Annotated in this window: 22 protein-coding genes; 8 read left to right on the top strand and 14 right to left on the bottom strand. The window is 63.7% G+C overall.

Features of this window, described 5'->3' with window-relative positions:
• Positions 1-96: 96 nt before the first annotated feature.
• Positions 97-768, bottom strand: a complete 672-nt coding sequence (locus tag HOP51_RS18425; protein WP_234275342.1) for a GntR family transcriptional regulator — start codon at positions 766-768, stop codon at positions 97-99.
• Between the two features lie 175 nt (positions 769-943).
• Here HOP51_RS18425 and HOP51_RS18420 point away from each other — a divergent pair, with 175 nt between their 5' ends.
• The 7 genes from HOP51_RS18420 to HOP51_RS18390 all read left to right on the top strand — a co-directional run bounded on the left by HOP51_RS18420 (position 944) and on the right by HOP51_RS18390 (position 8,470).
• Complete coding sequence (locus tag HOP51_RS18420) at positions 944-2,008, top strand: aromatic ring-hydroxylating dioxygenase subunit alpha (RefSeq protein WP_159554996.1); 1,065 nt, start codon at positions 944-946, stop codon at positions 2,006-2,008.
• On the top strand, positions 2,005-2,973 hold the full coding sequence (locus HOP51_RS18415; protein ID WP_234275341.1) for a PDR/VanB family oxidoreductase: 969 nt from the start codon (positions 2,005-2,007) through the stop codon (positions 2,971-2,973). The genes HOP51_RS18420 and HOP51_RS18415 overlap by 4 nt, the downstream gene beginning before the upstream one ends.
• Positions 2,974-3,006: 33 nt before the next feature.
• Positions 3,007-4,065, top strand: a complete 1,059-nt coding sequence (locus HOP51_RS18410) for a TRAP transporter substrate-binding protein (protein ID WP_234275340.1) — start codon at positions 3,007-3,009, stop codon at positions 4,063-4,065.
• Between the two features lie 213 nt (positions 4,066-4,278).
• Positions 4,279-5,049: a crotonase/enoyl-CoA hydratase family protein gene (locus HOP51_RS18405; protein ID WP_234275339.1), complete on the top strand. Its 771-nt coding sequence runs from the start codon at positions 4,279-4,281 to the stop codon at positions 5,047-5,049.
• Between the two features lie 10 nt (positions 5,050-5,059).
• Complete coding sequence (locus HOP51_RS18400) at positions 5,060-5,845, top strand: 3-hydroxyacyl-CoA dehydrogenase (RefSeq protein WP_159555008.1); 786 nt, start codon at positions 5,060-5,062, stop codon at positions 5,843-5,845.
• A 12-nt stretch (positions 5,846-5,857) separates the two neighbouring features.
• Positions 5,858-7,642, top strand: coding sequence for an acyl-CoA dehydrogenase (locus HOP51_RS18395; RefSeq protein WP_234275338.1), 1,785 nt, complete (start codon positions 5,858-5,860; stop codon positions 7,640-7,642).
• 180 nt (positions 7,643-7,822) lie between these two features.
• Complete coding sequence (locus HOP51_RS18390) at positions 7,823-8,470, top strand: DsbA family protein (RefSeq protein ID WP_159555012.1); 648 nt, start codon at positions 7,823-7,825, stop codon at positions 8,468-8,470.
• A gap of 119 nt (positions 8,471-8,589) precedes the next feature.
• On the opposite strand, the gene HOP51_RS18385 is transcribed toward HOP51_RS18390, so the two are convergent.
• The 6 genes from HOP51_RS18385 to dctP all read right to left on the bottom strand — a co-directional run bounded on the left by HOP51_RS18385 (position 8,590) and on the right by dctP (position 15,681).
• Complete coding sequence (locus HOP51_RS18385; protein WP_234275337.1) at positions 8,590-9,654, bottom strand: hypothetical protein; 1,065 nt, start codon at positions 9,652-9,654, stop codon at positions 8,590-8,592.
• Positions 9,655-9,779: 125 nt separating this feature from the next.
• The gene (locus HOP51_RS18380; RefSeq protein WP_159555014.1) at positions 9,780-10,970 is read right to left on the bottom strand and encodes a thiolase family protein; all 1,191 of its coding nucleotides are present in this window, start codon (positions 10,968-10,970) and stop codon (positions 9,780-9,782) included.
• A 17-nt stretch (positions 10,971-10,987) separates the two neighbouring features.
• Positions 10,988-12,547 (bottom strand): acyl CoA:acetate/3-ketoacid CoA transferase, encoded by a 1,560-nt coding sequence (locus tag HOP51_RS18375; protein WP_234275336.1) that lies wholly within the window; start codon positions 12,545-12,547, stop codon positions 10,988-10,990.
• A gap of 116 nt (positions 12,548-12,663) precedes the next feature.
• Entirely contained in the window at positions 12,664-13,962 is a 1,299-nt protein-coding gene (locus HOP51_RS18370) for a TRAP transporter large permease (protein WP_234275335.1), read from the bottom strand.
• A gap of 5 nt (positions 13,963-13,967) precedes the next feature.
• Entirely contained in the window at positions 13,968-14,486 is a 519-nt protein-coding gene (locus HOP51_RS18365; protein ID WP_234275334.1) for a TRAP transporter small permease, read from the bottom strand.
• Positions 14,487-14,547: 61 nt separating this feature from the next.
• Positions 14,548-15,681, bottom strand: coding sequence for a TRAP transporter substrate-binding protein DctP (gene dctP, locus HOP51_RS18360; protein ID WP_234275333.1), 1,134 nt, complete (start codon positions 15,679-15,681; stop codon positions 14,548-14,550).
• A gap of 480 nt (positions 15,682-16,161) precedes the next feature.
• Between dctP and HOP51_RS18355 the strand changes: the two genes are divergently transcribed.
• Entirely contained in the window at positions 16,162-17,046 is an 885-nt protein-coding gene (locus HOP51_RS18355; RefSeq protein ID WP_234275332.1) for a LysR substrate-binding domain-containing protein, read from the top strand.
• A gap of 15 nt (positions 17,047-17,061) precedes the next feature.
• Here HOP51_RS18355 and HOP51_RS18350 read toward each other — a convergent pair whose 3' ends face one another.
• The 7 genes from HOP51_RS18350 to HOP51_RS18320 form a co-directional block, all read right to left on the bottom strand.
• The gene (locus HOP51_RS18350) at positions 17,062-18,255 is read right to left on the bottom strand and encodes an MFS transporter (RefSeq protein WP_234275331.1); all 1,194 of its coding nucleotides are present in this window, start codon (positions 18,253-18,255) and stop codon (positions 17,062-17,064) included.
• 123 nt (positions 18,256-18,378) lie between these two features.
• A complete protein-coding gene (locus HOP51_RS18345; protein ID WP_234275330.1) occupies positions 18,379-19,887 on the bottom strand; it encodes a tripartite tricarboxylate transporter permease in 1,509 nt (502 codons plus the stop codon).
• Between the two features lie 9 nt (positions 19,888-19,896).
• The gene (locus HOP51_RS18340; RefSeq protein WP_234275329.1) at positions 19,897-20,394 is read right to left on the bottom strand and encodes a tripartite tricarboxylate transporter TctB family protein; all 498 of its coding nucleotides are present in this window, start codon (positions 20,392-20,394) and stop codon (positions 19,897-19,899) included.
• A 127-nt stretch (positions 20,395-20,521) separates the two neighbouring features.
• Entirely contained in the window at positions 20,522-22,603 is a 2,082-nt protein-coding gene (locus HOP51_RS18335; protein ID WP_234275328.1) for a 3-hydroxyacyl-CoA dehydrogenase NAD-binding domain-containing protein, read from the bottom strand.
• Positions 22,596-24,728, bottom strand: a complete 2,133-nt coding sequence (locus tag HOP51_RS18330; RefSeq protein WP_234275327.1) for an acetate--CoA ligase family protein — start codon at positions 24,726-24,728, stop codon at positions 22,596-22,598. Before HOP51_RS18330 ends, HOP51_RS18335 begins: the two co-directional genes overlap by 8 nt.
• A complete protein-coding gene (locus HOP51_RS18325; RefSeq protein WP_159555028.1) occupies positions 24,725-25,522 on the bottom strand; it encodes an enoyl-CoA hydratase/isomerase family protein in 798 nt (265 codons plus the stop codon). The genes HOP51_RS18330 and HOP51_RS18325 overlap by 4 nt, the downstream gene beginning before the upstream one ends.
• Positions 25,523-25,774: 252 nt before the next feature.
• Positions 25,775-26,773: a tripartite tricarboxylate transporter substrate binding protein gene (locus tag HOP51_RS18320; protein ID WP_234275326.1), complete on the bottom strand. Its 999-nt coding sequence runs from the start codon at positions 26,771-26,773 to the stop codon at positions 25,775-25,777.
• Between the last annotated feature and the right edge of the window lie 69 nt (positions 26,774-26,842).

Below are 26,842 nucleotides of genomic sequence, written 5' to 3'. Positions count from 1 at the left end.
ACTGGCGGATGCCAGCCATCCATTAGGATTATCGATGCACTTTCTTGGACTTTTCGAAAATCACCCGCTGCGTGTGACAGTCCACTTGACTGGCCTTTACAGCCCCAGCAGCTCGCCGTAGCGCAGGCCGATGAAGGCGTGCTCGCGCATCAGCATCTCGGCTCGTGCGCCCTCGCCATGACGCAGCGCCTGTACCACCAGCTCGTGCTGGGTCTGGGCAAGCTGGAGCTTGCGGTATTCCCGGTCGAGCGCTTCGCTGTCGATGACGATGGAGTCGGCGGCGGCAAAGGGCAGATGGTTGTTGCGGGCAATGGCATCGCCGATCACCGGGCTGCCGGCCGAGCCGACGATGGTTTCATGGAAGTGGCGGTTGAGCTCGCTCCAGGTATCGACGTCGCGCTCCTCGAGAAACCCCTTGGCCAGCAGCTCCTTTCCCTTTTGGATCCAAACCTGCAGCTCGGCATCCAGCTCCTGAGACAACCCCTGCTCGGCCAGACGACGGGCTGCCAGCCCTTCCAGCACCCCGCGAACCTCCACCGCGCAGAGTACGTCCGCTTCGGTGAACTCGCGTACCATGAAGCCCCGCTTGCCAGCCTGCTGTAGCAGCCCCTCCTGCTCCAGAGTACGGAAGGCCAGGCGTACCGGGGTGCGCGAAACGCCCAGTTGCTCTGCCACCGCCACCTCGCCGATGCGCTCACCGGGCTGATAGAAGCCCTCGCCGATCAGCTTGCGCAACCGGCTCACCACGCTCTTGTCGCTGCTGCTCACGCCTGTCCCCCATTCCTAGTAGCACCTTTCGAGATCGCGAATGGATCCAACTAAAGCATATATTGACCAAAACGAAAGCCTAAAGCTCTACTTTGGATCCAATCATAACATTCCTGACCGAGACCAGAGTGCCGCGTCATGCCATGAAGCACGCCGACGCAGCCGAGGAGACACCATGACGAAACAGGCTCCCTTCCCCAAGAACACCTGGTACGTCGCCTGCACCCCGGACGAGATCGAGAGCAAGCCGCTGGGACGTACCATCTGCAACGAGCCCATCGTACTCTTTCGCGGCGACGAAGGCCGCGTTGCCGCGGTGGAGGACTTCTGTCCCCACCGCGGTGCCCCGCTGTCATTGGGTTTCGTACGCGACGGCAAACTGGTGTGCGGTTACCACGGCCTGGAGATGGGCTGCGACGGCAAGTGCGCCGGCATGCCTGGCCAGCGCGTGCGTGGCTTCCCCAGCATCCGCGCCTACCCGGTAGTGGAGCGCCACGGCTTCGTGTGGCTGTGGCCGGGAGATCCCGAACAGGCCGACCCGAGCCTGATCCCCGAGCTGCACTGGGCCAACAGTCCCGACTGGGCCTACGGCGGCGGCCTCTATCACGTCCGCTGCGAATATCGCCTGATGATCGACAACCTCATGGACCTGACCCATGAGACCTACGTGCACGCCTCCAGCATCGGCCAGCCGGAGATCGAGGAGGCCGCTCCCGAGACGACAGTCCAGGGCGACGAAGTGATTACCAGCCGTCACATGGAAAACATTCCGGCGCCGCCCTTCTGGCAGGCGGCGCTGCGCGGCTGCGGCCTGGCCGACGACGTGCCGGTGGACCGCTGGCAGATCTGCCGCTTCACCCCGCCGAGCCACGTGCATATCGACGTGGGCGTGGCCCATGCCGGCAATGGCGGCTACGACGCGCCGGCGGCGGTCAAGGCGTCCAGCATCGTGGTCGATTTCATCACTCCTGAAACCGATACCTCGATCTGGTACTTCTGGGGCATGGCACGCAACTTCAAGCCGGAGGACAGCGAACTCACCGACAAGATCCGCGAGGGCCAGGGCAAGATCTTCGCCGAAGACCTGGAGATGCTCGAGGCCCAGCAGCGCAACCTGCTGCGCTATCCGGAGCGCCAGCTGCTCAAGCTCAACATCGACGGCGGCGGCGTACAGGCCAGGCGCATCATCGACCGCATCCTCACCGAGGAGCGAACCGCCAGGGAGGGCGTCACCCCATGAGCAGCGTTCCCCTCTCGCTGATCGTCGAGGTCAAGGCGCGCCACGACGAGGCCCGGGACATCGTCACCTTCGAGCTGGCCGATCCCCACGGTCGGCCACTGCCGGCGTTCAGCGCCGGCGCCCACCTCGACGTGCAGGTCAAAAGCGGCCTGATTCGCCAGTACTCGCTGTGCAATCACCCCGAGGAGCGCGACCGCTACCTGATCGGCGTGCTGCGCGATCCCGCCTCCCGGGGCGGCTCGGTGGCCATGCACGAGGAGATCCAGGTGGGCGACCTGATCCAGATCAGCGCGCCCAAGAACCACTTCCCGCTCAAGCCGGCAGCGCGCACCCTGCTGCTGGCCGGCGGTATCGGCATCACGCCGCTGCTGTGCATGGCCGAGCGCCTGGCCCACACCGATGCCGAGTTCGAGCTGCACTACTGCACGCGCTCGCCGGAGCGCACCGCCTTTCGTCAGCGCATCGCCGAGTCCGGCTTCGCCGAGCGGGTGCACTTCCACTTCGACGATGGCGCAGCGGAGCAGAAGCTGGACCTCGAGGCGCTGGTCGCCACGCCGGATCCCGACGCCCGGGTCTACGTCTGCGGCCCTACCGGTTTCATCGAAGCGGTGCTGACGGCCTGCAAGGCGGCAGGCTGGCCCAGCGAGCGGCTGCACACCGAGTACTTCGCCGGCGCCGTGACCGACACCGCCGACGACGACAGCTTCGAGGTCAAGATCGCCAGTAGCGGCGCCAGCTTCGCCGTGCCCGCCGACAAGACGGTGCATCAGGTGCTGGCCGAGAATGGCATCGAGATCATGGTTTCCTGCGAGCAGGGGGTTTGCGGCACCTGCCTGACCCGGGTGCTGGAGGGCGAGCCCGACCACCGCGACCTCTACCTGGACGACGACGAGCATGCCGCCAACGACCAGTTCACCCCCTGCTGCTCACGGGCCAAGAGCAAGGTTCTGGTTCTGGACTTGTAAGTGCTGCACCCCATAACGACAAGAGGAATCCCCATGACACTCAGCAAGATCGTGACCGCGCTTTCCCCGAAGAGTGGCCTGAAGAGCGTCTACAAGAGCGCCCTCACCGGCGCCCTGGCCGCGGCCCTCCTGGCCACCCCGGCCCTGGCCGAGGCCACCACCCTGCGCATCGCCCACGTCTGGCCCGGCGGTTCAATGATCGACCGCGAACTCTTCCAGGCCTGGGCGGAGAGCGTCGAGGAGGCATCCGATGGCCGCCTGCAGGTGCAGGTCTTTCCCGGTGCCACCCTGACGGGAGCCGACAGTGCCTACCAGGGTGTGGTCAACGGCATCGCCGACATCGGCGCCACTGCCCAGGGCTACAACGCCGGCCGCTTTCCCCTGACCCAGGTAGTCGAGCTGCCCGGCGTCTCGGCCAGCAGCCGCCAGGGCTCGTGTATCCTGCAGTCGCTCTACGACCAGGGCCACTTCGACGAGGAGTATTCCGATACCCGGCCGCTGTTCATGTTCACCACCGGTCCCGGCTACCTGCACACCAAGGAGCGCCTGATCGAGACGCCGGCAGACCTGGAAGGCCTGCGCCTGCGCCGCCCCACGCCGGTGGTCGGCGATATGTTCACCCGCCTCGGCGCCCAGGCCGTGGGCATGCCGGCTCCCGAGGTCTTCACCTCCATGCAGCGCGGCGTGGTGGATGGGCTGAGCTTCAACTGGGAGGGCATGAAAACCTTCCGCCTCAACGAGTTGGCCAGCTATCACACCGAAGTGCCCCTCTACGATCTGTCGCTGTTCGCTACCATGAACCAGCGCACCTACGACAGCCTGCCCGCGGACCTGCAGCAAGTGATCGACGACCATAGCGGCATGGAGTGGTCGCTGCGTGCCGCGGCGGTCTACGACGAGCTGATCCGCCAGGGCCGCCAGGATGCCGAGGAGGCTGGCCACGAGTTCCTGGTCATCGAAGACGCGCTCGACCATCCCGAGTGGGGCCCGGTGCTACAGCAAACCATCGATGGCTACCTGGAGGAAGTTGGCGGCGAGGCTGGCGAGATCTACGAAGCTGCCATGACCCTGCAGGCCGAGTGTTCTGCCTGACCGTCACGTCGAACTTCTTATCCCTCCCATTACGGCGGCCCTCGGGCCGCCGTTTTTCGTTTCGTCCCACGCCGAAGCTCACACTAGACCAAAGACGTATCACCCAGAGAATGACCCGCTGGGGGTGGTGCTGTAGCCTCTATACTGTTTATACTCACAACAGTATCTATGACCAACAAGCGCTCAGCCTGACGAATGACTGCCGAGGCCCCCATGACCGAAACACTCGTCAAGACGACTCTGGACGACAGCATCTACACCATCACGCTGGCACGGCCGGAGAAGCGTAACGCCGTCAGCGATCACCTGCTAAGCGCTTTGGAAGAGGCACTGGTTGCCACCCCGAAAGAGACCCGGGTCATCATTCTTGCGGCCGAAGGCAAGCACTTCTGCGCCGGCCTCGACTTGGCCGAGCACCAGCATCGCGAGCCCTTTGGCGTGGTGCAGCACTCCCGTGGCTGGCATCGCATCTTCGATCGGCTACAGAACGGTGGCATTCCGGTAGTCACCGCCATGCAGGGCGCGGTGATCGGCGGCGGCCTGGAGCTTGCCACCGCCACCCATGTACGGGTCGCCGAATCCAGCACCGTTTATCAGTTGCCGGAAGGACGCCACGGCATCTTCGTCGGTGGCGGCGCCTCGGTGCGGGTCGCCGGCATCATCGGCCCCGGCCGCATGTGCGAGATGATGCTGACCGGCCGCGTCATGGCTGCCGAAGAGGGCCAGCGCCTCGGACTTTCCCACTACGTGGTCGGCGAGGGAGAGAGCCTCGACAAGGCCCGCCAGTTGGCCTCCCGCATCGCCGAGAACGCGCCCATGGCCAACTGGGCCATGGTTTCCGCCATCTCGCGCATCGACAACATGTCCAGCGACGACGGCCTGTTCGTCGAGTCGCTGACCGCCGCCCTGACCCAGACCAGCCCCGAGGTCGCCGAGCGCATCGGCAGCTTCTTCAAGCAGAAGGGCCAGGGACCACGCACCTGAGGAGAGCATCATGAAATTTCAGGACAATACCTTCATCGTCACCGGCGGCGCCTCGGGGCTGGGAGAAGCCACCGCGCGCGCCCTGCACGACGCCGGCGGCAACGTGGTGATCGCTGATCTCAATGCCGAGCGCGGCGAGGCGTTGGCGAAAGAGCTGAACGCCAGGAGCGCCACCGACCGCGCGCTGTTCCAGCGCACCGACGTCACCAGCGAGGCCGATGCCCAGGCCGTGGTGACGCTGGCCGTGGACACCTTCGGTGGCCTGCAGGGGTTGATCAACTGCGCCGGAGTCGGCGACCCCGCCAAGGTCGTCGATCGCCACGGCGAGCCCCTGCCGCTCGAAGCCTTCTCGCGCATCGTCAACATCAACCTGCTGGGCAGCTTCAACATGCTGCGCCTGGCCGCCGCCGCCATGGCCAAGGGCGAGCCCCAGGCCGACGGCGAGCGCGGGGTGATCATCAACACCGCCTCGGTGGCGGCCTACGACGGCCAGATCGGCCAGCCCGCCTATGCGGCGTCCAAGGGCGGCATCGTCGCCATGACCCTGCCCATCGCCCGGGAGCTGGCGCGCCACGGCATTCGCGTCATGACCATCGCCCCGGGGCTGTTCAAGACCCCGCTGATGGAGGCGCTGCCGGAAGAGGCGCAGCAGTCCCTGGCCGCGTCCATCCCCTTCCCCAACCGGCTGGGCGAGCCTGGCGAATTCGCGCGCCTGGCCTGCCATATCGTCGACAACCCCATGCTCAACGGCGAAACCATTCGAGTAGATGGGGCGATCCGTATGGCACCAAGGTAAGTCCTCATCGCCATGCTCGATTACCAAGCGCCGCTGCGCGATATGCAGTTCATCCTCGAGGAGCTGGCCGGTCTCGAGCGGATCGGCGAGCTGCCCGGCTGCGAAGATGCCTCTCCGGATCTGGTCAGCGCCGTGCTGGAAGAGGCCGGCAAGTTCGCCGCCGGCGTGCTCGCGCCGCTCAATACCGTCGGCGACCGCCAGGGCTGTCGCCTGGAAGGTGAGCGAGTGGTCACCCCCGAGGGCTGGCAGGCGGCCTATGACCGGTTCCGCGAGGCCGGCTGGATCGGCCTCTCCCTGCCCCCTGAGCATGGTGGCCAGGGGCTGCCCAAGCTGGTCTCCACCCCGGTGTGGGAGATGTGGTTCGCCAGCAACATGGCCTTCGCCATGCTGCCCCAGCTCAACGTGGGCCAGACCGAGGCACTGATGATCGCCGCCAGCGAGGAACAGAAGGCCACCTGGCTCGCAAAGATCGTCAGCGGCGAATGGGCTGCCACCATGAACCTCACCGAGCCCCAGGCCGGCTCCGACCTGGCCGCCACGCGCATGCGCGCCGAGCCCGAGGGCGACGGCGCCTACCGCCTGTTCGGCCAGAAGATCTTCATCTCCTACGGCGAACACGAGCTCACCCCCAACATCGTGCACCTGGTGCTGGCCCGGCTGCCCGACGCCCCGCCGGGGGTGAAAGGCCTGTCGCTGTTCCTGGTGCCCAAGTACCTGCTCGACGAACGGGGCGAGCCGGGGCCGCGCAACGACATTCGCTGCATCGCCATCGAGCACAAGATGGGCATCCACGGCAGCCCCACCTGCACCCTCAGCTACGGCGACGACGGCGGCGCCCTGGGCTATCTGGTGGGCGAGCCGCACCAGGGTCTGGCCACCATGTTCGTGATGATGAACGAGGCCCGCTTCAACGTGGGCGTTCAGGGCGTGGCACTGGGTGAGCGCGCCTACCAAGCCGCCCTCGCCTACGCCCGAGAGCGCGTGCAGGGGCGCGATATCGTCACCGGCGAAGTCGGCCTACCGATCCTCGCCCACCCCGACGTCAAGCGCATGCTGGTGTCGATGCGCGCCCGGCTGATGGCCATGCGCGGCCTGCTCTACAGCGCCGCCGGCTGGTTCGACCTCGCCCGCCACCACCCCGGTGCCGAGGTCGCCGACAAGCATCGCCACTACGTCGACCTGCTGATGCCGGTGGCCAAGGGCTGGTGCACCGAGGTGGGCAACGACCTGTGCGACGAGGCGATCCAGGTGTTCGGCGGCATGGGCTTCGTCGAGGAGACCGGGGTCGCCCAACTGTTCCGCGACGCCCGTGTCATCACCATCTACGAGGGCACCACCGGCATCCAGGCCAACGACCTGCTAGGGCGCAAGATCCTGCGTGAGGACGCCGCCACCCTGCGCGAGCTGATCGCAGATATTCGTCAGACGGCCGGTCGGCTCGACGGTCATGAACACCTGAACGACCTGGCGCAGCCGCTCCACGACCAGGCCACCCTGCTCGACGGAACCGTCGACTGGCTGCTGGCCCACCAGGCCGACACCGCCAAACTCTACGCCGGCGCCGTGCCCCTGCTGCACCTGCTCGGCATCGCCTGCGGCGCCTGGCAGATGGCCCGTCTGGCGCTGGCCGCCGAAACCCGCCGCGCAGCAGGCGAAGGCGACCCCGACTACCTGACAGGGCTGAGCGAACTGGCCCGCTTCTATCTCGCCACCCAGGCACCCCAGGCTCAGGCCCATGGCCATACCTTGCGCCACGCCGGTGCAGTGCTGGCCCGCTTTCCCGAGAGAGGGCTGTGAGAGAGAAGGCTCTGAGCCTACGCGCACGAGAAACGCACAGACATCGGCCGCCGCTGTGCCTCTCGCCCACAGGCAAAGGTCACATCGCGCTGACCTGCTCACCGGGCGCTGACTTCTTGTGGTCCGTTCCTCGATGGGATTAGATCAGCGGTTCACGCCAACACCATGCCGAGGAAGCCGATGACCGCCCCTACTCGCCTCATCTACCTGTTCGATCCACAGTGCGGCTGGTGCTACGGTGCGGCAGTGGTAATGGAAAGGCTGCTGGAACGAGCCGAGCACGATGTCCAACTGGTCCCCACCGGGCTCTTTGCCGGCGAGGGCGCCTTTGCCATGAATGATGGCTTCGCCGCTCATGCCTGGGCGGCCGATCAGCGCATCGCGCGACTCACCGGCCAGCCATTCAGCGACGCCTATCGCGATGGGGTATTGGGTAACCGTGAGTGGCGGGTCGATTCCGGACCGGCAACGCTGGCGCTCACCGCCGTACGCCTGACCGAACCAACCCGGGAGTTCGCCGCGCTTCACGCCCTCCAGCGCGCACGCTATGTCGAAGGTCGCAACAACGCCGATCCGGCCATCGTGGCCTCCGTGCTGGAGTCGCTGGACCTGGCAGACGCGGCACGCCGCTTCCACGCGCAGGATGACGAGCTGATCACGAGCAACCAGGCGCGGATTGCCGAGGGCAAGGCGTGGATGCGCCGCGTTGGCGCCAACGGCGTTCCCACCCTGGTCGTCAGTGATGAAAAAGGCGCTCGCGTGGTGAACTCGAGCGCCCTCTACGGCGATGTCGACACGCTAGAGTCGGCGTTGAAAGTGAACGTCTAGTTCGTATTCATCCAGCATTCAGCTGCCAACAAAAAGGAGCGAATCATCGACACCCATCGGTGATTCGCCCCAACGATGACGATCGAAACAAGGAACGAACGGTTGGCGATAAACTCTCGTTAGAACTTGTACATCGCCATCAATTCCACCTGCTGCCCGCCCGGACGCAGCGGCATCGTCGTCGCATTACGGTCACGCCACTCGATGCCGAATTCCAGATTGGGCAGGTAGGTGTAGATCAGGTTGACGTTCATCATCTTGAGCGTGTCGTCGGCGACGGTCGGTGCCACCTCATCCGCTTCCACCTGGGCGTAGCGAATGTTGCCGCGGAACTGCTCATTGAATCGATGGCTCACCCCTGCCGTATAGCCTGTCGTGCTCACCAGGTCGCCATCGGCATTGACCTCTCCACTCGCGGCCACGCTGGCAGGGTTCGTCGCGCCGTTATACCCCCAGCCGGAGTAGACGTTGTTGCCTTTCCCCGTGTAGCCGCTCAAGGCGAGAGCGGTGTCGCCGAATTTAAACTTTGCCGCCAGGGAGAACGCGGCGCCGAACTTCGATTCATCGATGCCGGTCTCGACCTCCCGCCCGGTCACGGCAGCGTTGAAGGCGTGTCCCGCCTCGGTGCGGTGCGTATAGGATGCCACCATGTCCGGGTAGTCGGCATCCTGGTAGACCGGGTCCTGGAGGCTAAAGCGGAACCCACCCGGCGTATAGTGCAGCACCACATCGGGTCGTACGACCGCCCCACTACCGGAAACACTGCCGACCCCAGTGCCGTAGAAATCGAGGATCTCGACGTCGAATGGCGCGTTGGCAAAGAACTGGCCCGACCAGGTCTGCCCGAGGGTCAGGTCGTCGACCTGGATGTAGGCATGGCGCAAGCGCATGGCGTAGCTCGTATCCGTTTCATCCGTCGCGTTATCCCAGAAGTCGCCCTCTATGAAGCCCGTCACGCTATGACCCTGGACTTCTCTGTCGACCTGGAAGTTGATGCGCGACTGGCGAGCACTTGCATCGAAGTTCCGGTCTCCCTCATCCGGATTGGTAAAGATTCCCTCCGCCTTTACATAGCCTCCGATGCTGAGATTCGCCCCACCGAATTCACCCAGATCCAGGGCATGGGCCTGTGCGGCAACGGCTGAAATCGCGATCGCCATGGCCAGTCTTTTGTTGTTCAACATCTTTAAGATCTCCGTATTGTTCTAGTTCGATGACTAAGTTGTGCAACCCTTGTCCCTTGCTCTCTTGCTTGCACACCCGCCGGCTCCATTGACGGGCGCTCCCGGTTGGAATGACCGGAAAGAACTCAGCCCACCTTGACGATCAGCGCGGCGGCAGAGTCGCCGGCGGCGCAGCCGGTCACCAGGGCATATCCGCCGCCCTTGAGTGCGGTCTCCTCGATGGCTTCGATCAGCAGGCGAGCCAGCGTCGGCGCCTGGGGGTGGCCGTAGACCAGCGAGGTGCCGTAGTTGTTGAAGCTGTGGGCGTCGAGCCCCAGCGCCTTGGCCAGGTGCAGGTCGTTGGCGATGAACGGGGTGTGATTCTTGATCGTCTTGATCTGGTCGAGGGTCAGGCCCGCCTGATCCAGGGCGCGCTGCACCGAGGTGGCCGGGGCCATGGGCATGTGCGCCGGCTTGGTCCGGGCATGGCCGTAGGCCACCACCTGCACCGCCATCTGCGGGTCGCGGCTGAGCTCCACGGCTCGCTCGCGGGTGGTGACGACGATGCCGGCGTTGGCATCGGCCGGATGGGTCTGGGCCCCATAGGTATGAATGCCATCGGGCTGCACCGCCCGCAGCCTGGCGAGCCCCTCGGCGCTGGTGGCGGTGACGCCCTCGTCGGCCTCGACGAGCTTGGTCTCCTTGCGCGAGACCGCCACCTCGACGGGAAACATGTAGCGCTTCTGGAAGGCACGCTCGTTAGCCAGCGCCTCGGCGTACTGCTCGTAACGGCGCAGGGTCAGCTCGTCGGCCTGCTCGCGGCTGAAGCCATGCTCACGCGCGACGTTCTCGGCGGTGGTCAGCATGTCCTTGCCGGTGGCCGGGTCGGCGGCGATGTTGTCCATGTTCCAGTTTTCGGCGATCACCTCGCCGCCCGGCCCGTTGGGGTTGGGCCAGATGGTGTGCGGGCCGTTGGAGGGGCGGTCGGCGAGCAGGCAGTAGGTGGTCTCGAAGCTGCCGGCATCTACCGCCAGGGCGGCATTGAACACCGCCGTGGTCGCGGTGGCACAGGCCTGGGTGATGTTCTGGCCGGGTGCCTGGCCGGCCCCCATCATGGCCGCGGCCCAGGGCGCGCCGTAGAAGATCGACTTCTGGCCCACCGACACCCCCAGGTAGAGGTAGTCGATGAGCGTGGGGTCGATGCCGCGGCTGGCGAACCAGCGCTTGCTGGTGGCCGCGCCCAGTTCGATGGCGTTGGCGTTGGCCAGGCTGCCCATCCATTTGCAGAAGGGGCTGGAGTAGTAGCCGCCGTAGGGGATGTAGGCGTTCTTGAACATGTCTGATCTCCTGATGCTCAGTCGCGTGCCAGATGCTCGCGCAGGCCGTCCCAGCGGGGCTGGAAGAGCGCCTCCGGCATCTCGCGCAGCTCGCTGGCGATGCGCGGCACGAAGTCCATGGCCGCCAGGATGTCGCGTTCGATGTCGAGGCCCGGCGCGATCTCGGTGAGGGTGATTTCGCCGTCGATCAGCTCGAAGACGCAGCGCTCGGTGACGAACAGCACCGGCTTGCCGGTCTCCTGGGCGTAGCGGCCGCTGAAGGTGATCTGGTCGACGCGCTGAACGAACTTGCGGCGCTGGCCCTCCTGGCGAATGCGCAGGCGGCCCTCCTCGATCGCCAGCTCGCCGCCGTTAGTGAAAGTGCCGCAGAACACCACCTTGCGGGCGTTCTGGCTGATGTTGATGAAGCCGCCCGGCCCCACCACCTTGTCGCCGAACTTGCTGACGTTGAGGTTGCCCTCGTGGTCGGTCTGGGCCAGGCCGAGGAAGCAGACGTCCAGCCCGCCGCCGTCGTAGAAGTCGAACTGGTAGCCGTGGTCGATGATCGCCTCGGCGTTGTAGGCGGTGGCGAAGTCGCCGCCGCTGGCGGGCACGCCGCCGTAGGTGCCGAGCTCGGTGGTCAGGGTCATCAGGTCGCTGACGCCCTCCTCGGCTGCCACGCTGGAGACCCCTTCCGGCATGCCGATGCCGAGGTTGACCACCCCACCCGGCACCAGCTCCATGGCGGCGCGCCGGGCGATCACCTTGCGCGGGTCCAGCGGCAGCGGCTTGATGCCGCCCAGCGGCACCTTGAGATCGCCGGCCAGGGCCGGGTTGTAGGTGGTGGTGATGGTCTGCATGTGGTGCTCGGGCTCGGCCACCACCACGTAGTCGACCAGGTCGCCCGGCACCTTGACCCGCTGGGGATGCAGGCTGCCCTGCTGGGCCAGGTACTCGACCTGGGCGATAACGATGCCGCCGCTGTTCCTGGCCGCCTGGGCCATGGAGAGCTGCTCGAGGAACAACGCCTCGCGCTCCATGCTCAAATTGCCGCGCTCGTCAGCGGTGGTGGCGCGAATCACCGCCACGTTCACCGGGAAGGTGCGGTAGAGCAGCCACTCCTTGCCCTCGAGCTCGATCAGCTTGACCAGGTCCTCGACGGCCGCCGCGTTGGCCTTGCCACCCTCCAGGCGCGGGTCGACGAAGGTACCCAGCCCTACCTTGCTGAGCACGCCGGGCTTGTTGCCGGCGATGTGGCGCCATAAATGGGCCAGCACGCCCTGCGGCAGCAGATAGCCCTCGATCTGGTTCTCGCGAATCAGCTCGCCCATGCGCGGGGCCTGACCGGTGTGGCCGCTGATCAGGCGCTTGACCAGCCCGGCATGGCCAAGGTGGTTCATACCGCGGCTCTTGCCGTCGCCACAGCCGCAGCTGTGCGCCACGGTGAGATCGCGGGGCGCGCCGGTCTCCAGGAAGCGCCGCTCCAGCGCCGTGGCCACGGCCTCGGCGAAGCCGCTCAGGCCGGCGGTGGTCCAGATGACGGTGTCGCCATCCCGGATCAGGTCCGCCGCAGTGGTGCTGTCGATGACCTTGTTCACTCTCTCGGCCTCCTTGGGAGGAATTGTGATTGAGAACTAAACATATTGTTTAATAAACAAACCATTTGAATCGAAGGGAGGCTGACGATTGGCCGCGCCGCCATCCCTGTGGTGGATCAGCCGCCGGTCAGCACCAGCACGATCTGGGGGAAGAAGACCACCAGCGCCACCACGGCAATGTCGGCGACCAGGAACGTCGACACGCCACGAAAGATGTCCATCAGCGAGGCGTACTGGCCCGCCACGCCCTTGATCACGAAGATGTTCATGCCCACCGGCGGGGTAATCATGCCGATCTCGAGCAGTTTCACCAGCAGCACGCCGAACCAGATCAGGCTCACGTCATACAGCTCGAAAACCGGCAGCAGCACCGGCAAGGTCACCAGCATGGCGCCGAAGGGCTCCATGAACAGCCCCAGAAAGAGGTAGATCAGCACCACCACCAGCATCAGTTCGAGATAGGAGAGTTCCCAGCCGGTCACCGCCCCGGTGACGTAGCCGGCCAGGCCGCTCAGGCTCAGGAAAAGGGTGAACATGCTGGCCCCCACGCCGATGATCAGCAGCGCCGAGGTGGTGGAAAGGGTCTCGAGCAGCGCGGCCTTCATCGCCTGGCCGTTCAGGCGCCGGAGCACCAGGCCGATGAGAATTGCCCCGGCGGCCCCCACCGCCCCCGCCTCGGTGGCGGTGAAGAAACCCGAGAAGAGACCGCCGAACACCAGCACGCCCAGCACCAGCACCGGCCAGATGTCGAGCAGTGCCTGTCGGGCGGTGATGTCGCGGGACCCCACGGCCTCCCGCGGCACGATGTCGGGTCGCCACCAGCTGACCAAAAGAATCACCAGGCTGTAGCTCAGCGCCGTCAGCAGGCCGATGGTGATGCCCCCGAGGAACACCTGCGTGATCGAGACCTGGGCGAACACGCCATAGACGATCATCAGGATGCTGGGGGGAATCAGCGCGCCGATGGTACCGCCGGCGGCGATGGTGCCGCAGGCGAAGCTCGGCTTGTAGCCGCCACGCACCATCTCGGGAATGGCGATGCGGCCCATGGCGGCCGAACAGGCCACGCTCGAGCCGCTCACCGCGGCAAAGCCGGAGCTGGCCATGATGCTGGAGATCGCCACTCCGCCGGGCAGCCAGCGAAACACCACCTTGGCGGCACTGAACAGCCCGTTGGTGAGACCGGTGTGATAGCAGACGAAGCCCATCAGCAGGAACATCGGCACCGCGCTGAGCGTCCACTTGGCGATGAACTCGTAGGGCGTCGAGGAGAGCATGCCGATGGCCGTGTTCCAGCCGAACATCATCGTCATGCCGCCCAGCGAAACCACGACCAGTGCGAGCGCCACCGGCACCCGCAGCGCCAGCAGCAACATCAGAATGGCCAGGCCGTAGAAGCCGACGTCAACGGACATGGAGATCACCTTTCATCTGGCGTGCTGGAAGGATGGGCCGCGCCGCAAGCCAGAAACGGCAACCGCGCCACACAGACGACCGCCGCCAGGGCGAAGGCGACGGGCAGGACGAAGTAGGTCGGCCAGACCGGCATGGGGAAGTTCAGCGACATTACGTAGGAGCCGATATCGTACTGCTCCATCGCCTTGCCCCAGGTGGCCACGGCCAGCACGGCATAGACCGCGGCCGAGAGCAGCGACACCAGCACGTCGGACAGGCGCACCAGCCAGGGCTTCATCAGCCCCTCCAGGGCTTCCACGGCGATCATCTGCCGGCGCCACTCGACCCAGCCCAGCGGCAGCAGGGCCAGTGTGACCAGGTAGTAGCGGGTCACCAGCTCCACGGTGGCGGGAATCGATACGGACAGCGTCGCGCGCAGCAGCACATCCAGGGTGATATGAATCACCATCAGCAGGATGCCGAGCGTTCCCAGCAATGCCAGACCGACGGCGGCCCGGTTGGTGAGGCGATAGAGCGCATCCATGACGAATCTCCGGCAAGGGCAATAACCGAAGGCCGGCATGGCGGCCTTCGGATGCGTGAGATCAGGTTCCGTAGCTGGAGAAATCCACCGCGTCCCAGACCTCGCGATTCATGGCCTCGGCGACCGCCTCGGGATCCTCGCCGACCTCCTCGACGATGGCGTTCCACTTCTCTACCAGCGACTGGAAACGCTCGATCTTGGCTGCGGCATCCTCCACGCCGTGGCGGCTCTCCGCCTGCTCCGCGGCATAGGCCAGGTCTTGCTCGAGGAACGCCTCGATGGCCTCCAACAGCTCGGGCTCGGGTTCCAGCATCTCGATGCCGCTCTCTCGGGCCACTTCACGAGCCTCGTCGGCCATCTCGTAGCCCCAGCGCTGGGTGATGGCGGCGGATGCCTCGACCGAGGCATGCACCAGTGCCTCACGCTGCTCGGCAGAGAGAGAGTCCCAGGCCTGCTGACCGACCGCATGGGAAATGGTGCTATGGAACGTGCCCAGCTCGACATCGGTGACATAATTCAGCACGTCATCCAGGCGAAAGGAGATGATATCGGCAATGGAAGCGATGGTGCCTTCTATCACGCCCTGGGAGAGCGATTCGTAAGTCTCTCCCACCGGGATGGATGCCGGCGACATGCCCACCGATTCGGCCCAGCGGGAATACTGGGGGCCACCCACGCGCATGCGCAGCCCCTTGAGGTCGTCGAGAGAGCGTACCGGCTCGGTACTCAGAATCCGGTAGAGATCCGAAGCATGAGAGCTGGTGTAGACGATGCCCAGTTTCTTGAGCTCCTGCTGACACTCGTCACAAGTGACGATGTACTCGGTCACCGCCGCCCCCATGGCATGGGGGTTGGTGCCCAGGAAGGCCAGGTCGCCGACCAGGTTGATCTCGGGCAGGTCGGCCGGAAAGTAGGCCGGCAGGAAGAGACCGACCTCCACCAGGCCGCTGCGGATGGCGTTGCGCATGTTGCCGATGTTGGCCACCTCGGTCCCCAGCAGGCTGCCCGCCAAGTCGCCATCGGTCTTCTCGGCCAGGCGCTCGGCGAATTCGGTGAACATCGGATCATAGGCGGGATGCGCCGGCGGTACACCGGGTGCCATGCGCAGCTCGCGGGCCTGGGCTTGGCCGGCGAGCACCAGGCTACCGGCGGTAGCGACGACGGCAAGAGACTTGAGCAGCGTGCGACGTGTCATGGGGTTACCTCGGGGCTTATATTTGTTTGTGTATAAAACAATGGTCTTTATCATCTATCTGAGAGCCGATTATAGTCCAGTCAGCAACCCCTCTCGATACCCGACTTTGGTATAGGCCCCGTCACTAGCCGCTTCGCCAGGCGCAAGGGTTCCGCCCCGGGACCGAGCCAGGAGGGACTTCTTCATCCTTGGGCGGTGTGACGCACAAGGTACCGTCTCCGACCACTCAGCTTCATTACCGTGATCGAGCCCCCTCCACCGGTGGAGGTTCGGCTCTTCATTTTCGCGAATGTCTCGCAATGACGGTACGTTTTCCGAGCACGTCACGCTGATTGACCCGCGCTGCCAGTGATGATCGTTGCAGGTAGTAATCGGGGGCGATACACTCCTGAATGTAGCGGTTGGTCTCTCGGAATCGTACCTTTCAGGAAAAGGCGGATTCTATAAAACATAACGCTTCGAAGTTTCCTTGGTAACGATATGAGCCATCCACTACCCCCTCTAAATCCGCTAAGAGCGTTTGAGGTAGCTGCTCGCTTACGCAGCCTCACTCGTGCCGCCGATGAGCTGCATGTTTCCCAAGTGGCCGTCAGCCGGCAGGTAAAGGTATTGGAAGATTATCTTGGCGTAACTCTATTTACGCGCCTGCATCGAGGAATAGAACTCACCCAGGAAGGCGCGGAACTCTACGATGGGATAAAAAACGCCTTTCGGGACATTGAAAAAGCGTCACGCAAAGTATCGCGACGCAATCAGCGAGACACGCTTTCGATACAGTCCTACACCACGTTTTCCCAGAGATGGCTGATCCCAAGACTGGCCGATTTCCACAAGAAAAATCCGCTGCTTGAGGTAAAACTGTCTTCGTCCTTGAAGCCCGTCGACTTCAGCTCACAGAACGTGGATGCCGCCATCCGCTCGGGGCACGGAGACTGGCCGGGGCTGCACGCAGAAAAGCTGGTCGACATCGAGCTGATTCCGATCGTATCAGCCTCCCTGTGGGCGACAGAACACCTGGCAAAAGGTGATATTTCACGAGTTCGCCTATTGCACTCGATGGCACGCCCGGATGACTGGAAGAAATGGATAGAAGCAAGCGGGAGCCAGGCTGACCCAGAGATGGGAATAAAGTTCGACAACTCTGCCCTAGCCTATGAAGCGGCTTCGATGGATATTGGCTGCGCCATCGCCATTAAGGTATTTATCGAGCGCCAGCTACAGGATGGCAGTTTCGTGGCACTATCGGACTTCGTCTGCAAAACGGGCGAAGCCTACTACTTGACCTGGCCAAAGGACGCCCGCCCCTCGGATGCTCTGCTGAAGTTTCTGGAATGGATGAGAGGACTGATAGAGCAGCCGCTATGACAGCCAACCTGGCCGTTATTCAGAAAATTGCCGAACAAGATTCCTGTCATGGCGACGCCGCAGCCAGTTAAACAGTGCCAGGTGCAAGAACAGCAACACGCCGCAGATGAAATAGGCCACCGTAAAGCCACCAAGCTGTGTGGCAAACCCGAGAAGCAAAGGCGCGAGGAACTGCATCGCTCGGTTGGCCATGAGGCGCATCGCCAAGGCTTGCGCTCTCTGCTCTTCGACCACCTCCTCGGCAATCACCACCATCGAAAGCGGTTGCGACAGCCCTACCCCCACCCCAACCAGAATCGAAAAGCAACACAGCAGGTAGAAGTTGCCTGCGAAACCGGTCAGCAACAAGCCTGACGCCATGAATGCCATGGTCAAAGCCATGGTGGCATAACGTCCGCGAAGGAGACGGACGGTCATGCTTGTGAATGGCCTGATGGCCATCGAGGAAAGAGCGCGCAGGCTGACGATGAGACCGATCGTGGTGCCTGAGAGTGCCAGGCTTTCCAGGTACACGGGTAGATAGCTGGAGTGCGCTCCCAACGCCAGCATCGCCGCAAGCGAAACGATCATGGACAGTTGAACGCCATGCGTGTTTTTTATCAGTGCCAACTGCCTTGCCAGCCCCACCTTCAATCCTAATTTTGTCTTATCGCCACCATGGCCTTTTCTTTTATTTGAGATAAAAATCGCCACCAACGAGACTAAAGACAGCAGAAAAGCAGCATGAATTGCGCTCGACGTTCCCCCTCGATGATCGATTATCCATCCGGCCAGCAAAGGCCCGAGCATTTGACCGACAGACAGAAAAGTCGTGTACCAGCCAAAGTATCGCTCCAGCTTGGTACCTTTCCCGAAGTAGCTAACGGCAGTTTGCGCCGAGATGATCATCATCAGTTGCGCCAGACCGATCACCAGTTGCCCCGCGATCAGCCCTTGAAAACCCGGCAGTGCAGTCAGCAGCCATGCGCCCAGCACCATGCCTGCTGCGCCCAGCTTCAGGGGACGTGCACTCCCCCAGCGAGCAACAACAGAACCAAACGATAGCGCCAGACACAGCGGAAGAACGTAGGGCGCGCTGACCAGCAGCCCCAGGGCCAAGGGCGTTGCGCCGAGTTCGATGGCGGATAGCGGCACCGCCACCAGCAGCATCGTTTGCACGAGGAAGGCGATGCTCAAGCTCAGGCAAATACACGCAAACTCCATCCGCATCGCATGCTGTCCCTTTGTGCCAAGCTCCTGAGATAGTGCTGGAGCCGATTGAACCGGAAAACTCAAAGGGGCGGGCACCCATCGCGCCCGCCCCAGCGTTATCGACAGTTTTTCAGTTCACCGCTATCTGACGATCGGGCGCTGTCGACGAAATCCTTTGATCTTGTTACGGAAAGCGCCCAGCGCCGGCAAGGCGAACGATAGCACCGCAACCGCCAGCAGCGTGGCACTCAGGGGATTCGTCACGAATGTCATCACATCGCCATTCGACATGGAAAGGGCACGGCGAAGGTTCGTTTCCAGCATATCGCCCAGTACCAGAGCCAGGATGACGGGAGCCAAGGGAATGTTGGCCTTGCGCAGTACATACCCGATGACACCGAATGCCAGCGCCACATAGACCGGGAACATCGAGCTTTCGGATGCGTAGGCGCCGATCAGGCTGATCGAGGCAACGATGGCGGCTATCGCCGGGCGCGGAATATCGGCCACTTTCGCCCAGAACCTGGCGCCGGCCAGGCCGATGAACACCATGATCGGCACACTGATCCACAGCGAGACAAAGACCGTATAGGGGATCTGCGGGTTGGTGGTGAACAGCAAGGGTCCCGGCTGTATGCCGTGGATCATGAGCGCACCGATCATGATGGCCGTGGTGGCAGAGCCCGGAATACCCAGGGCCAGCATTGGAGCCAGCGACCCGGATACCGAGGCGTTGTTCGCCGTTTCCGAAGCCGCAATGCCCTCGTAGCTGCCTTTGCCAAACAGCTCAGGATTTTTGGAAAAACGCTTGGCAACGGCGTAAGAGACGAAGGAGCCGACGGAAGCGCCTGCACCGGGTATCACACCGACAAAGTAGCCGATGAGAGAACTCCTCAGGAACAGCGTCTTCATCTTGTAGAACGTCTTGAAAGGTACGGCCAGGATCCCGCTCATGGGTTGGTTCTTGGTCTTATGGCTAGCCCCCGCCTCGATCATGTACAGCACCTCGGAAAGGGCGAACAGACCCAGCAAGGCGGGCACCAGGGGCAAGCCCTCGAAGAAATCGGCGTGGTAGCTGAAGCGAGGCACCCCCGTCTGGGTATCCAGGCCGATCGTGGCCAGGGCCAGCCCGATACCCATGGCCAGGGCACCTTTCAGCAGCGAGCCGGAGGAGAGGCTGGAGACCAGGCTCAGGCCGAGAAGAGCGAGAGCGAAGTAGGCAGTAGGCCCGAAGTTGAGCGCATATTCGGAAAGCGGCACCGCGGTAAGGAACAGCAGAACCGCGCTGGCAAAGATACCCACACCCGAAGAGATGATGGAGATATTCAGCGCAATGCCCGTCTTTCCCTGCTTGGTCAGCGGGTAGCCATCCCAGGCTGTCGCAACCGCCGCCGCCGTACCTGGGGAGTTGAGCAGGATGCCGGAGATGGCGCCACCGTACTCGGCCGCGGCGAACAGGGAAACCAGCATGACGATGGAAACGATGGGATCCATGCCATAGGTAAAGGGGATCATCAGGGCGATACCCAGGCTTGGCCCCAAGCCTGGAATGGCGCCGATCAGGTAACCGATGAGGGCGCCCGCGACGAGGCCGAGGGGAACCATCGGATTCGCAAAGGCATCCAGGCCTATCAGGAGATTGTCAATCATGATCACACCTCAATCGAAATAGACGCCAAGTACCAGCACGAAGAGGACATAAATACCCACGGACAACAGCGGCGGTAGGCCAAGCAACAGGAGATAACGTCTTTCGCCCCCCAGCCACATCACCAGCAGCGAAAGTAGCGCAATACCGACAAGAGGCCCGGTCCACGGGAGAGACAGAACCATGGCGAGCATGACGACGATAACCGACACGACTTGCACCGGGCGACGAACAGCAATGAAGGGCTCCACTTCCCCCTTTCTTGGCGCAACCAATGACACGCCGAGAAGCGCGATCAGCGATGCCCCGATGATCAGGGAGACGAGGAAGGGAAATCCACCGGCCCCAATACCACGCGGCGACCCCGGCAGGCCCAAGGACTCCTTGAAGTAAAAGGCATTGACCAGGAAAAGGACGATATAAACAAAAACCTCAAACCATTTTTTGCTTATCTTGACCTCCGAAACGACATCGTCCTTGGCTTCAGAGTCATGTGACAAATCACTCATTGGCGCTCTCCAGAATTCTTGTAATGTTCAACAGCTCATCCAAGCCTTTTCATCATCATGGCGCAGAAACATATCCGCAGAAACTGACTATTCTTCAGTCTCGACCGACGTAAACGTTAGGGCCAAACTAGACGAAAGGAGAATATCGACGTCCCACCAGACTGGCATCGCCCCGTTCATGGCCCTTGCCACTGACTTCGGCGAGCCATTCGAGTGCTGCCAGGAGTCGCTCGTGGCCCATCTGGCGCGCAATGAAGAGGGGCCCGCCCCGCCAGCGAGGGAAGCCGTATCCGTGCACGAGCGCAATGTCGATGTCCGCCGGTCGCTGGCAGACGCCTTCATCGAGCAACAGCAGCGCCTCGTTGATCAGGGCGAGAACCGCTCGTTGCTGAATCTCCTCGTCACTGGTCGTCCTCGCCTCGATGCCCTGCTCCTGGCGGTAGCGCGCGACGATTCCGGCGACCTCGGGGTCCGGGACGGGGCGTTTGTCTTCGCTGTAGCGGTAGTAGCCCTTGCCCGTCTTGCGCCCCAGGCGACCGGCTTCGCAGATCAGATCGGGGATTCCGACATAGCGGCGCAGATGCCGGGTGGCCATGGTTTGCTGGCGCATCCTCCAGGCGATATCCAGCCCGGACATGTCGGCCACCTTGAACGGCCCCATGGCAAAGCCATACGCCTCCAGGGCGGCATCGATCCGTTCGGGGCTGGCGCCCTCCTCCAGCATGAACTCGCACTGACGGCGATAGGCCGCGTACAGCCGGTTGCCGACGAATCCCCAGCTGTTGGCGACCACGATGGCTTTCTTCTTCAGGCGCCGAGAGAACTGGATGGCAGTGCTGAGCGTCTGCTCGCTGGTCGTCTTGCAGCGCACCACCTCGAGCAGCGCCATACGCTGCGCGGGGCTGAAGAAATGCAGCCCAAGCACGCGCGCCGGGTTGGCGATACACTCCGCGATCCGGTCGATATCGAGATAGGAGGTGTTGGTGGCCAGCAGCGTGTCCTCGCCGACAAGACCGGCCAGGTCGGCAAACAGCACCCGCTTGATGTCGAGATCTTCGATGATGGCTTCGATCACCAGGTCCGTGCCGACCACCGCCTGGATCTCCTGGGTAGGCCGCAGTTTCGCCAGCAGCTCATCGCGCCGCTCGGCCGTCATGCGCCCACGCTCGACATCCCCTTCCAGCTCCTGAGCGATCCGCTTCACCCCCGCCTCGAGGGCCGCGGCACTCCGCTCCAGCAGATCGACCGTATAACCGGCTTGCAGCACGCAGAGGGCGATCCCGCTGCCCATCGTTCCGGCACCGATCACCGAGACTCGCTCCAGTGAGCGAGGCGCCACGGCCTGGGTCGGCGTGAAGGGCGGCTCGCGCTCGGCGAAGAAGAGGTAGCGCAGTGCGCGTGCCGGCTCGCTGCCACGCAGGGCGAGGAAGTGCCCCCGCTCCTTGGCCACCGCTTCGGCAAAGCTCGACTTGGCGGCACTCATTACCACCTCGGCCGCCACGGCTGCCGCCGGCAAGCCGCGTGAACGTGCCAGCAGCCTTTGCGCCTGAGCCTGCAGCGTCGCTTCCTCGACGGGGGCGACGTCACGCTCGGCCAGGGGCCGTTTTCCGCCCCGGTAGCGATTCGCGTAGGCCAGGATTTCGGCCTGCAGCGCCGCGCCCTCTTCCGACGCCGTCAGCAGCTCGTCCACCAGTCCGATCCGGTTGGCCTCGGCGGCCGCGATGGGCTTGCCGCTGACGATCATCTCCAACGCCTTGGGCAGTCCCACGGCGCGTGGCAGGCGCTGGGTCCCGCCGGCACCGGGGATGACGCCGACGCTGACCTCGGGCAGCCCCAGCATGGCGGTGGGTGTGGCCAGTCGCACATCGCAGGCCAGCGCCAGCTCCAGCCCGCCGCCCAGGGTGTGGCCCTTGACCACGGCGATCAGCGGCAGCGGAAAGCCAGCCAGCGCGGCCGTCACTTGCGGCAGCGTCGGTTCGGTCGGCTGGTTTTCCAGCTCGTGCAGATCGGCGCCGGCCATCAGGTGCTGGCCCGCCCCCGTCAGCACGACAGCCGTGGTGCGCTGCACGTCGATCCGGCCCAGCGCGGCCAGGATGCCCCGGCGTACCGCGTCGGTGCTGCTGTTGACCGGAGGATTGTCGAGGGTGATGACCGCCACCGCCCCCTCCTGGCGCAGGTGGACCTGGCCGCCGGTACGCGGTTCAGCCATGGGAGCCGCCCTCCCCGCCGCCCTCATCGAGGACGAGCACCGCGTCCGCCGCCACCACGCCCTCTCCTTCCGGCAGGACGAACAGCGGGTTGATCTCCGAGGTCACCAGGCGCTCGCCCAGCGCCGCCATCAGGGCGGAGAAGTTGACGATCGCCTGCGCCAGCGCTTCGGTATCGCGCCGCGGCGCACCGCGATAACCGTCGAGCAGGGGCCAGGTGGTCAGCTGCTGCATCATCTCCCTGGCCTGTTCCAGCGTGAGACCGCCCTGGGCCGGTAGCAGCCGGATGGCGGTGTCCTTGAATAGCTCGGCGGTGACGCCACCGGCACCCAGCAGGATGGCCGTGCCCAGGGCATCGCGATTGGCCCCCAGGATCAGCTCGTGGCCGCCCGACACCATCGCCTCCACCAGGTAGGCGTCGGGACGGCGCCCCACGTGGGATTTCACCTGGTGCGTCATCTGCTCCAGGCGATCGCCGATCGTGTCCGCATTCAGGTGCAGCGCCACGCCGCCGATGTCGCTCTTGTGCAGCAGGTTGGCGTCCAGCACCTTCAGCACGACCGGCGCTCCCACTTCACTGGCGGCGCGCTCGGCCTCCTCGCGCGTGTGCACGACACGGCTCGGCGGTACGGCAATGCCCGCCTCGGCAAACAGCTGCTTGGCGGCGGCCTCGTCGATCGCGCCCTGGGGCAGGCCGCTCACGTCGGGCAGTTGGACGCTCGGCTGGCTGGCCCCAGCCTTCAGCGGCTGACTGGTGATGTGCAGGGCTTCGAGCACTGCACTGCAACTTTCCGGCGAGCTGAAGCCGGGAATCGCCGCCCGGTTCAGGCGCTGTAGCGTATTCGGCGCATAGGGGCTGACGTAAGCCAGCACCGGCTTGTCGCTGGAATCGAGGCTATCGCTGATCGCCCCGACCACGAGGTCCGGCATGGCCAGGCCCGAGGAACCGATGATCACGATCAGGGCGTCGTAGCTGTCGCTTTCGAGCAGGATGCGAATCGCTTGCCGCAGCAGATCGGGCTGCAGCCCCGCCAGGGTCACGTCGATGGGGTTGCGGTCTAGTGCCGTTGGCGTATCGCCCTGCAGGGCGCGCAGTTTCTCCGCGGTGGCCTGATCCGGTGGCGGCGTCTCGAAGCCATTGATGCCCAGGCTGTCGGCGATGAGGGTACCGGCACCGCCGGTGGAGGTCAGCACGGCGACGCGGCGCCCCGCCAGCTGGCGGCCGGCCACCAGGACAGCGGGCACGTCGAGGAATTCATCGAAGGTGTTGACGCGAATGACGCCGAGCTCACGGAAGAAGGCATCGTAGACGTGGTCTTCTCCCGCCAGTGCTCCGGTGTGCGAGCTGGCGGCGCTGGCGCCCGCCTCGGAGCGCCCGATCTTGAACACCACCAGCGGCTTGCCTGCTTCGCGGGCCCGCATCGCCACCTCACGGAAGCGCGCAGGGTGGCGAATGCTCTCCAGATAGAGCGCAATCACCTTGGTGCTGGGATCGTCGATCAGGTACTCGACGAAATCGCTCACCTCCAGATCCACCTCGTTGCTGGTGGAGATGAGCGAGGAGAGACCGATGCCGCGGCCCGCCGCACGCGAGAGCAGCGCCCCCAGGATGCCGCCGCTCTGCGAGACCACCGCCACGCTGCCGGCAGGCAGCTCGCTGACCTCCAATGCCCCGCTGGCGGAAAGGGGAATGCCGGCCGTCAGGTTGACCAGGCCGATGGTGTTCGGCCCCAGGATACGCATGGAACCGGCGGCCTCCTTCAGCTGCGCCTGAAGATCCTGGCCCTCTTCCCCCGCCTCCGCATAGCCGCTGGCGAGCACCACCGCGGCCTTGCAGCCCAACTGCGCCAGTCCGCGAACCGCATCGATGCTGCGCCTGGCATTGAGCAGCACCAGGCCGACATCCGGGGCCTCAGGCAGCGCCTCCACGCTCGGGTAGCAGGTGAGGCCCTGGATCTCGTCGGCCTTGGGATTGACCGGATAGATCGGCCCCCCGAAGCCATGCTTGATCAGGTAGGAAACGGGCAGGCCCGAGGTTTTCTTCGGATCGGCAGAGGCACCGATCACCGCAATACTTCTTGGATTGAGGAGGGCATCGATCTGGTTCACTGCTGGTATTTGGTTCACTGCTGCGCCTCCTTCATGCGATCGAGAAAGGCCTGCACCGAGCGGCGATGCTCCTCGGAGGTGTAACAGATGCCCTGGGCCTTGCTGCCCTCGGCGAATACTTGGTGCTCGGACATCTCGTAGCTCTTGTTGATGACCGACTTGGTCAGGGCAATCGCCGTACGCGAGCCACTGCTCATCTCGTCCGCCATGGCCCGGGCCGAGCCCAACAGCTCGTCGGCGCTGCAAAGCCGATCCGCGATGCCCAGCTGCAGGGCCTCTTCGGCATTCACACGGCGACCGCTGAAGATCAGCGCCTTGGCACGCGCCAGGCCGACACGACGGGGCAGGAAGTACATGCCGCCGCCATCCGGCACCAGCCCACGGGCGATGTAGGCCCAGGTGAAGTGGGCATGCTCGGATGCCACGACGAAGTCACAAGAGAGGGCCAGGTCCGCGCCCAGCCCCGCCGCCGAGCCGTTCACGGCCGCCACGGTGGGAATCGGCAGGTTCAGCAGCAGGCTGGCGGCGTAGTGCACGCCCTGCTGTCGCTCCCAGCCGTTGAATCCCACCGTGGCAGGGTCGGCTTCCATCCGCGTTTTCATGCCTGCGATGTCGCCGCCGGCACAAAAACCCTTGCCGCTCCCTGTGATGACCAAGGCGCGAATGGCGCGATCGGTGCGGATCGCAAGCAGATGCTCCACCAGCTCGGCCCGCATGGCATCGCTCATGGCGTTGCGCTTGTCGGGACGGTTCAGCGTCAGCAGGGCAATTCCGTCATCCAGCGTAAAGTTGACCAGCTCGTTCTGGCTCATGACACACCCCTCTTGAATGACAGCCGTCATGTAAAAAGTTATTTAAAGAATGAAGCCCAACGGCTTTCCCGATAAAACCCAGGCCATTGCCTGCCCGCACTTCAATCAAAGGAAAGAAAAGGCCCCGCCCATGGCCAAGGGGAACCCCTAAAGAGCCACAGGAGAAGAACGGGGCATAAAACAGGACACGCAACTCTGAGGAAATCAGTGTGGCAGAAGTATCAACCTTGCCGCACCGACGGTATCAATCTTCTATTCGCCAGACTTTTCCAATTCACCCTTGGCGACTTCACTTATCCTTCTTGCAAACTCCGTATACTCTTCCGGGCCCATCCATGAATCGGTGACCCCGGCATTACGTGCATACGCTTGGTAATGTTCGGAGCGCATGGCCTCATGGAATGCATCGGCGATCTGCTGCTGCGTCTCCATCGGGATGCCGGCGGGACCGAAAACGCCGCGAACCTGAACCCAACCGGTATCGATGTCGACTCCTTGCTCTGCGAAGGTGGGAACGTCCGGCAGTCCTTCCAGTCTTTCCTCCGCAATGACACCGACTCCTTGAATCCGATCGGCATCGAAAAAGCTCTTTAACGCACTGAGGTTGGAGATCCCAACGTCCACGTGACCACCCATGACAGCGGCAATGATGTCGGGCGTGCCGTTATAGGCGATCCACTCGAATTCGACATCGGCCTCGTTCTCGAGCATGGAAATGGCGATATGCTGCGTGGAACCTTCCGGGCCGAATCCTCCTACGCTGACTTTCTCGCTTCCATTTCCGGCTTTCTCGAGCAGCTCGCCAACGCTCTCGATACCCGTCTCGCTTCTGGAGAAGACGATATGCACGTCTTCCTGCGCCGAGGCGATCCAGGCAAAGTCATCCAGCTCGAAAACACCGTTGAGATTGGTCAGCATCCCGGTGAAGTGGGAAAGCGTATTGATGCCCAGTGTCAGGCCGTCGGGCTTCGCACTGCGAATACGGGACATCTGGGTGGCACCCGCGCCGCCCGGCGAATTGATAACGACGATCTGCTGCCCAATCTGGGGTTCCATCGTTTCAGCTAGCGTTCGGATGAATACGTCCGCCGAACCACCCGCCTGAGTATGCATGACGAGATTCACTGGACCTGACGGCCAGTCACCCTCGTCTGCGACCGCAAGGTTACCGGCAGAAGTTACGGTCAACAACGAAATGGCGGCAACGTTAAAAACCGTTTTCGAAACCGTGCTCTTGAAGTTATTGTTCATTTTCTTCACCTCACTTTTATCAATTACAAGAACCAAGCATCAACACTGACCAATGCTGGCATGACCTAA

Origin of the sequence: Billgrantia zhangzhouensis, assembly GCF_021404465.1 — a bacterium.
Classification (GTDB): Bacteria; Pseudomonadota; Gammaproteobacteria; order Pseudomonadales; family Halomonadaceae; genus Halomonas; species Halomonas zhangzhouensis.
The sequence above is the reverse complement of the archived record's forward strand: the minus strand, read 5'-3'. Positions and strand labels throughout refer to the sequence as shown.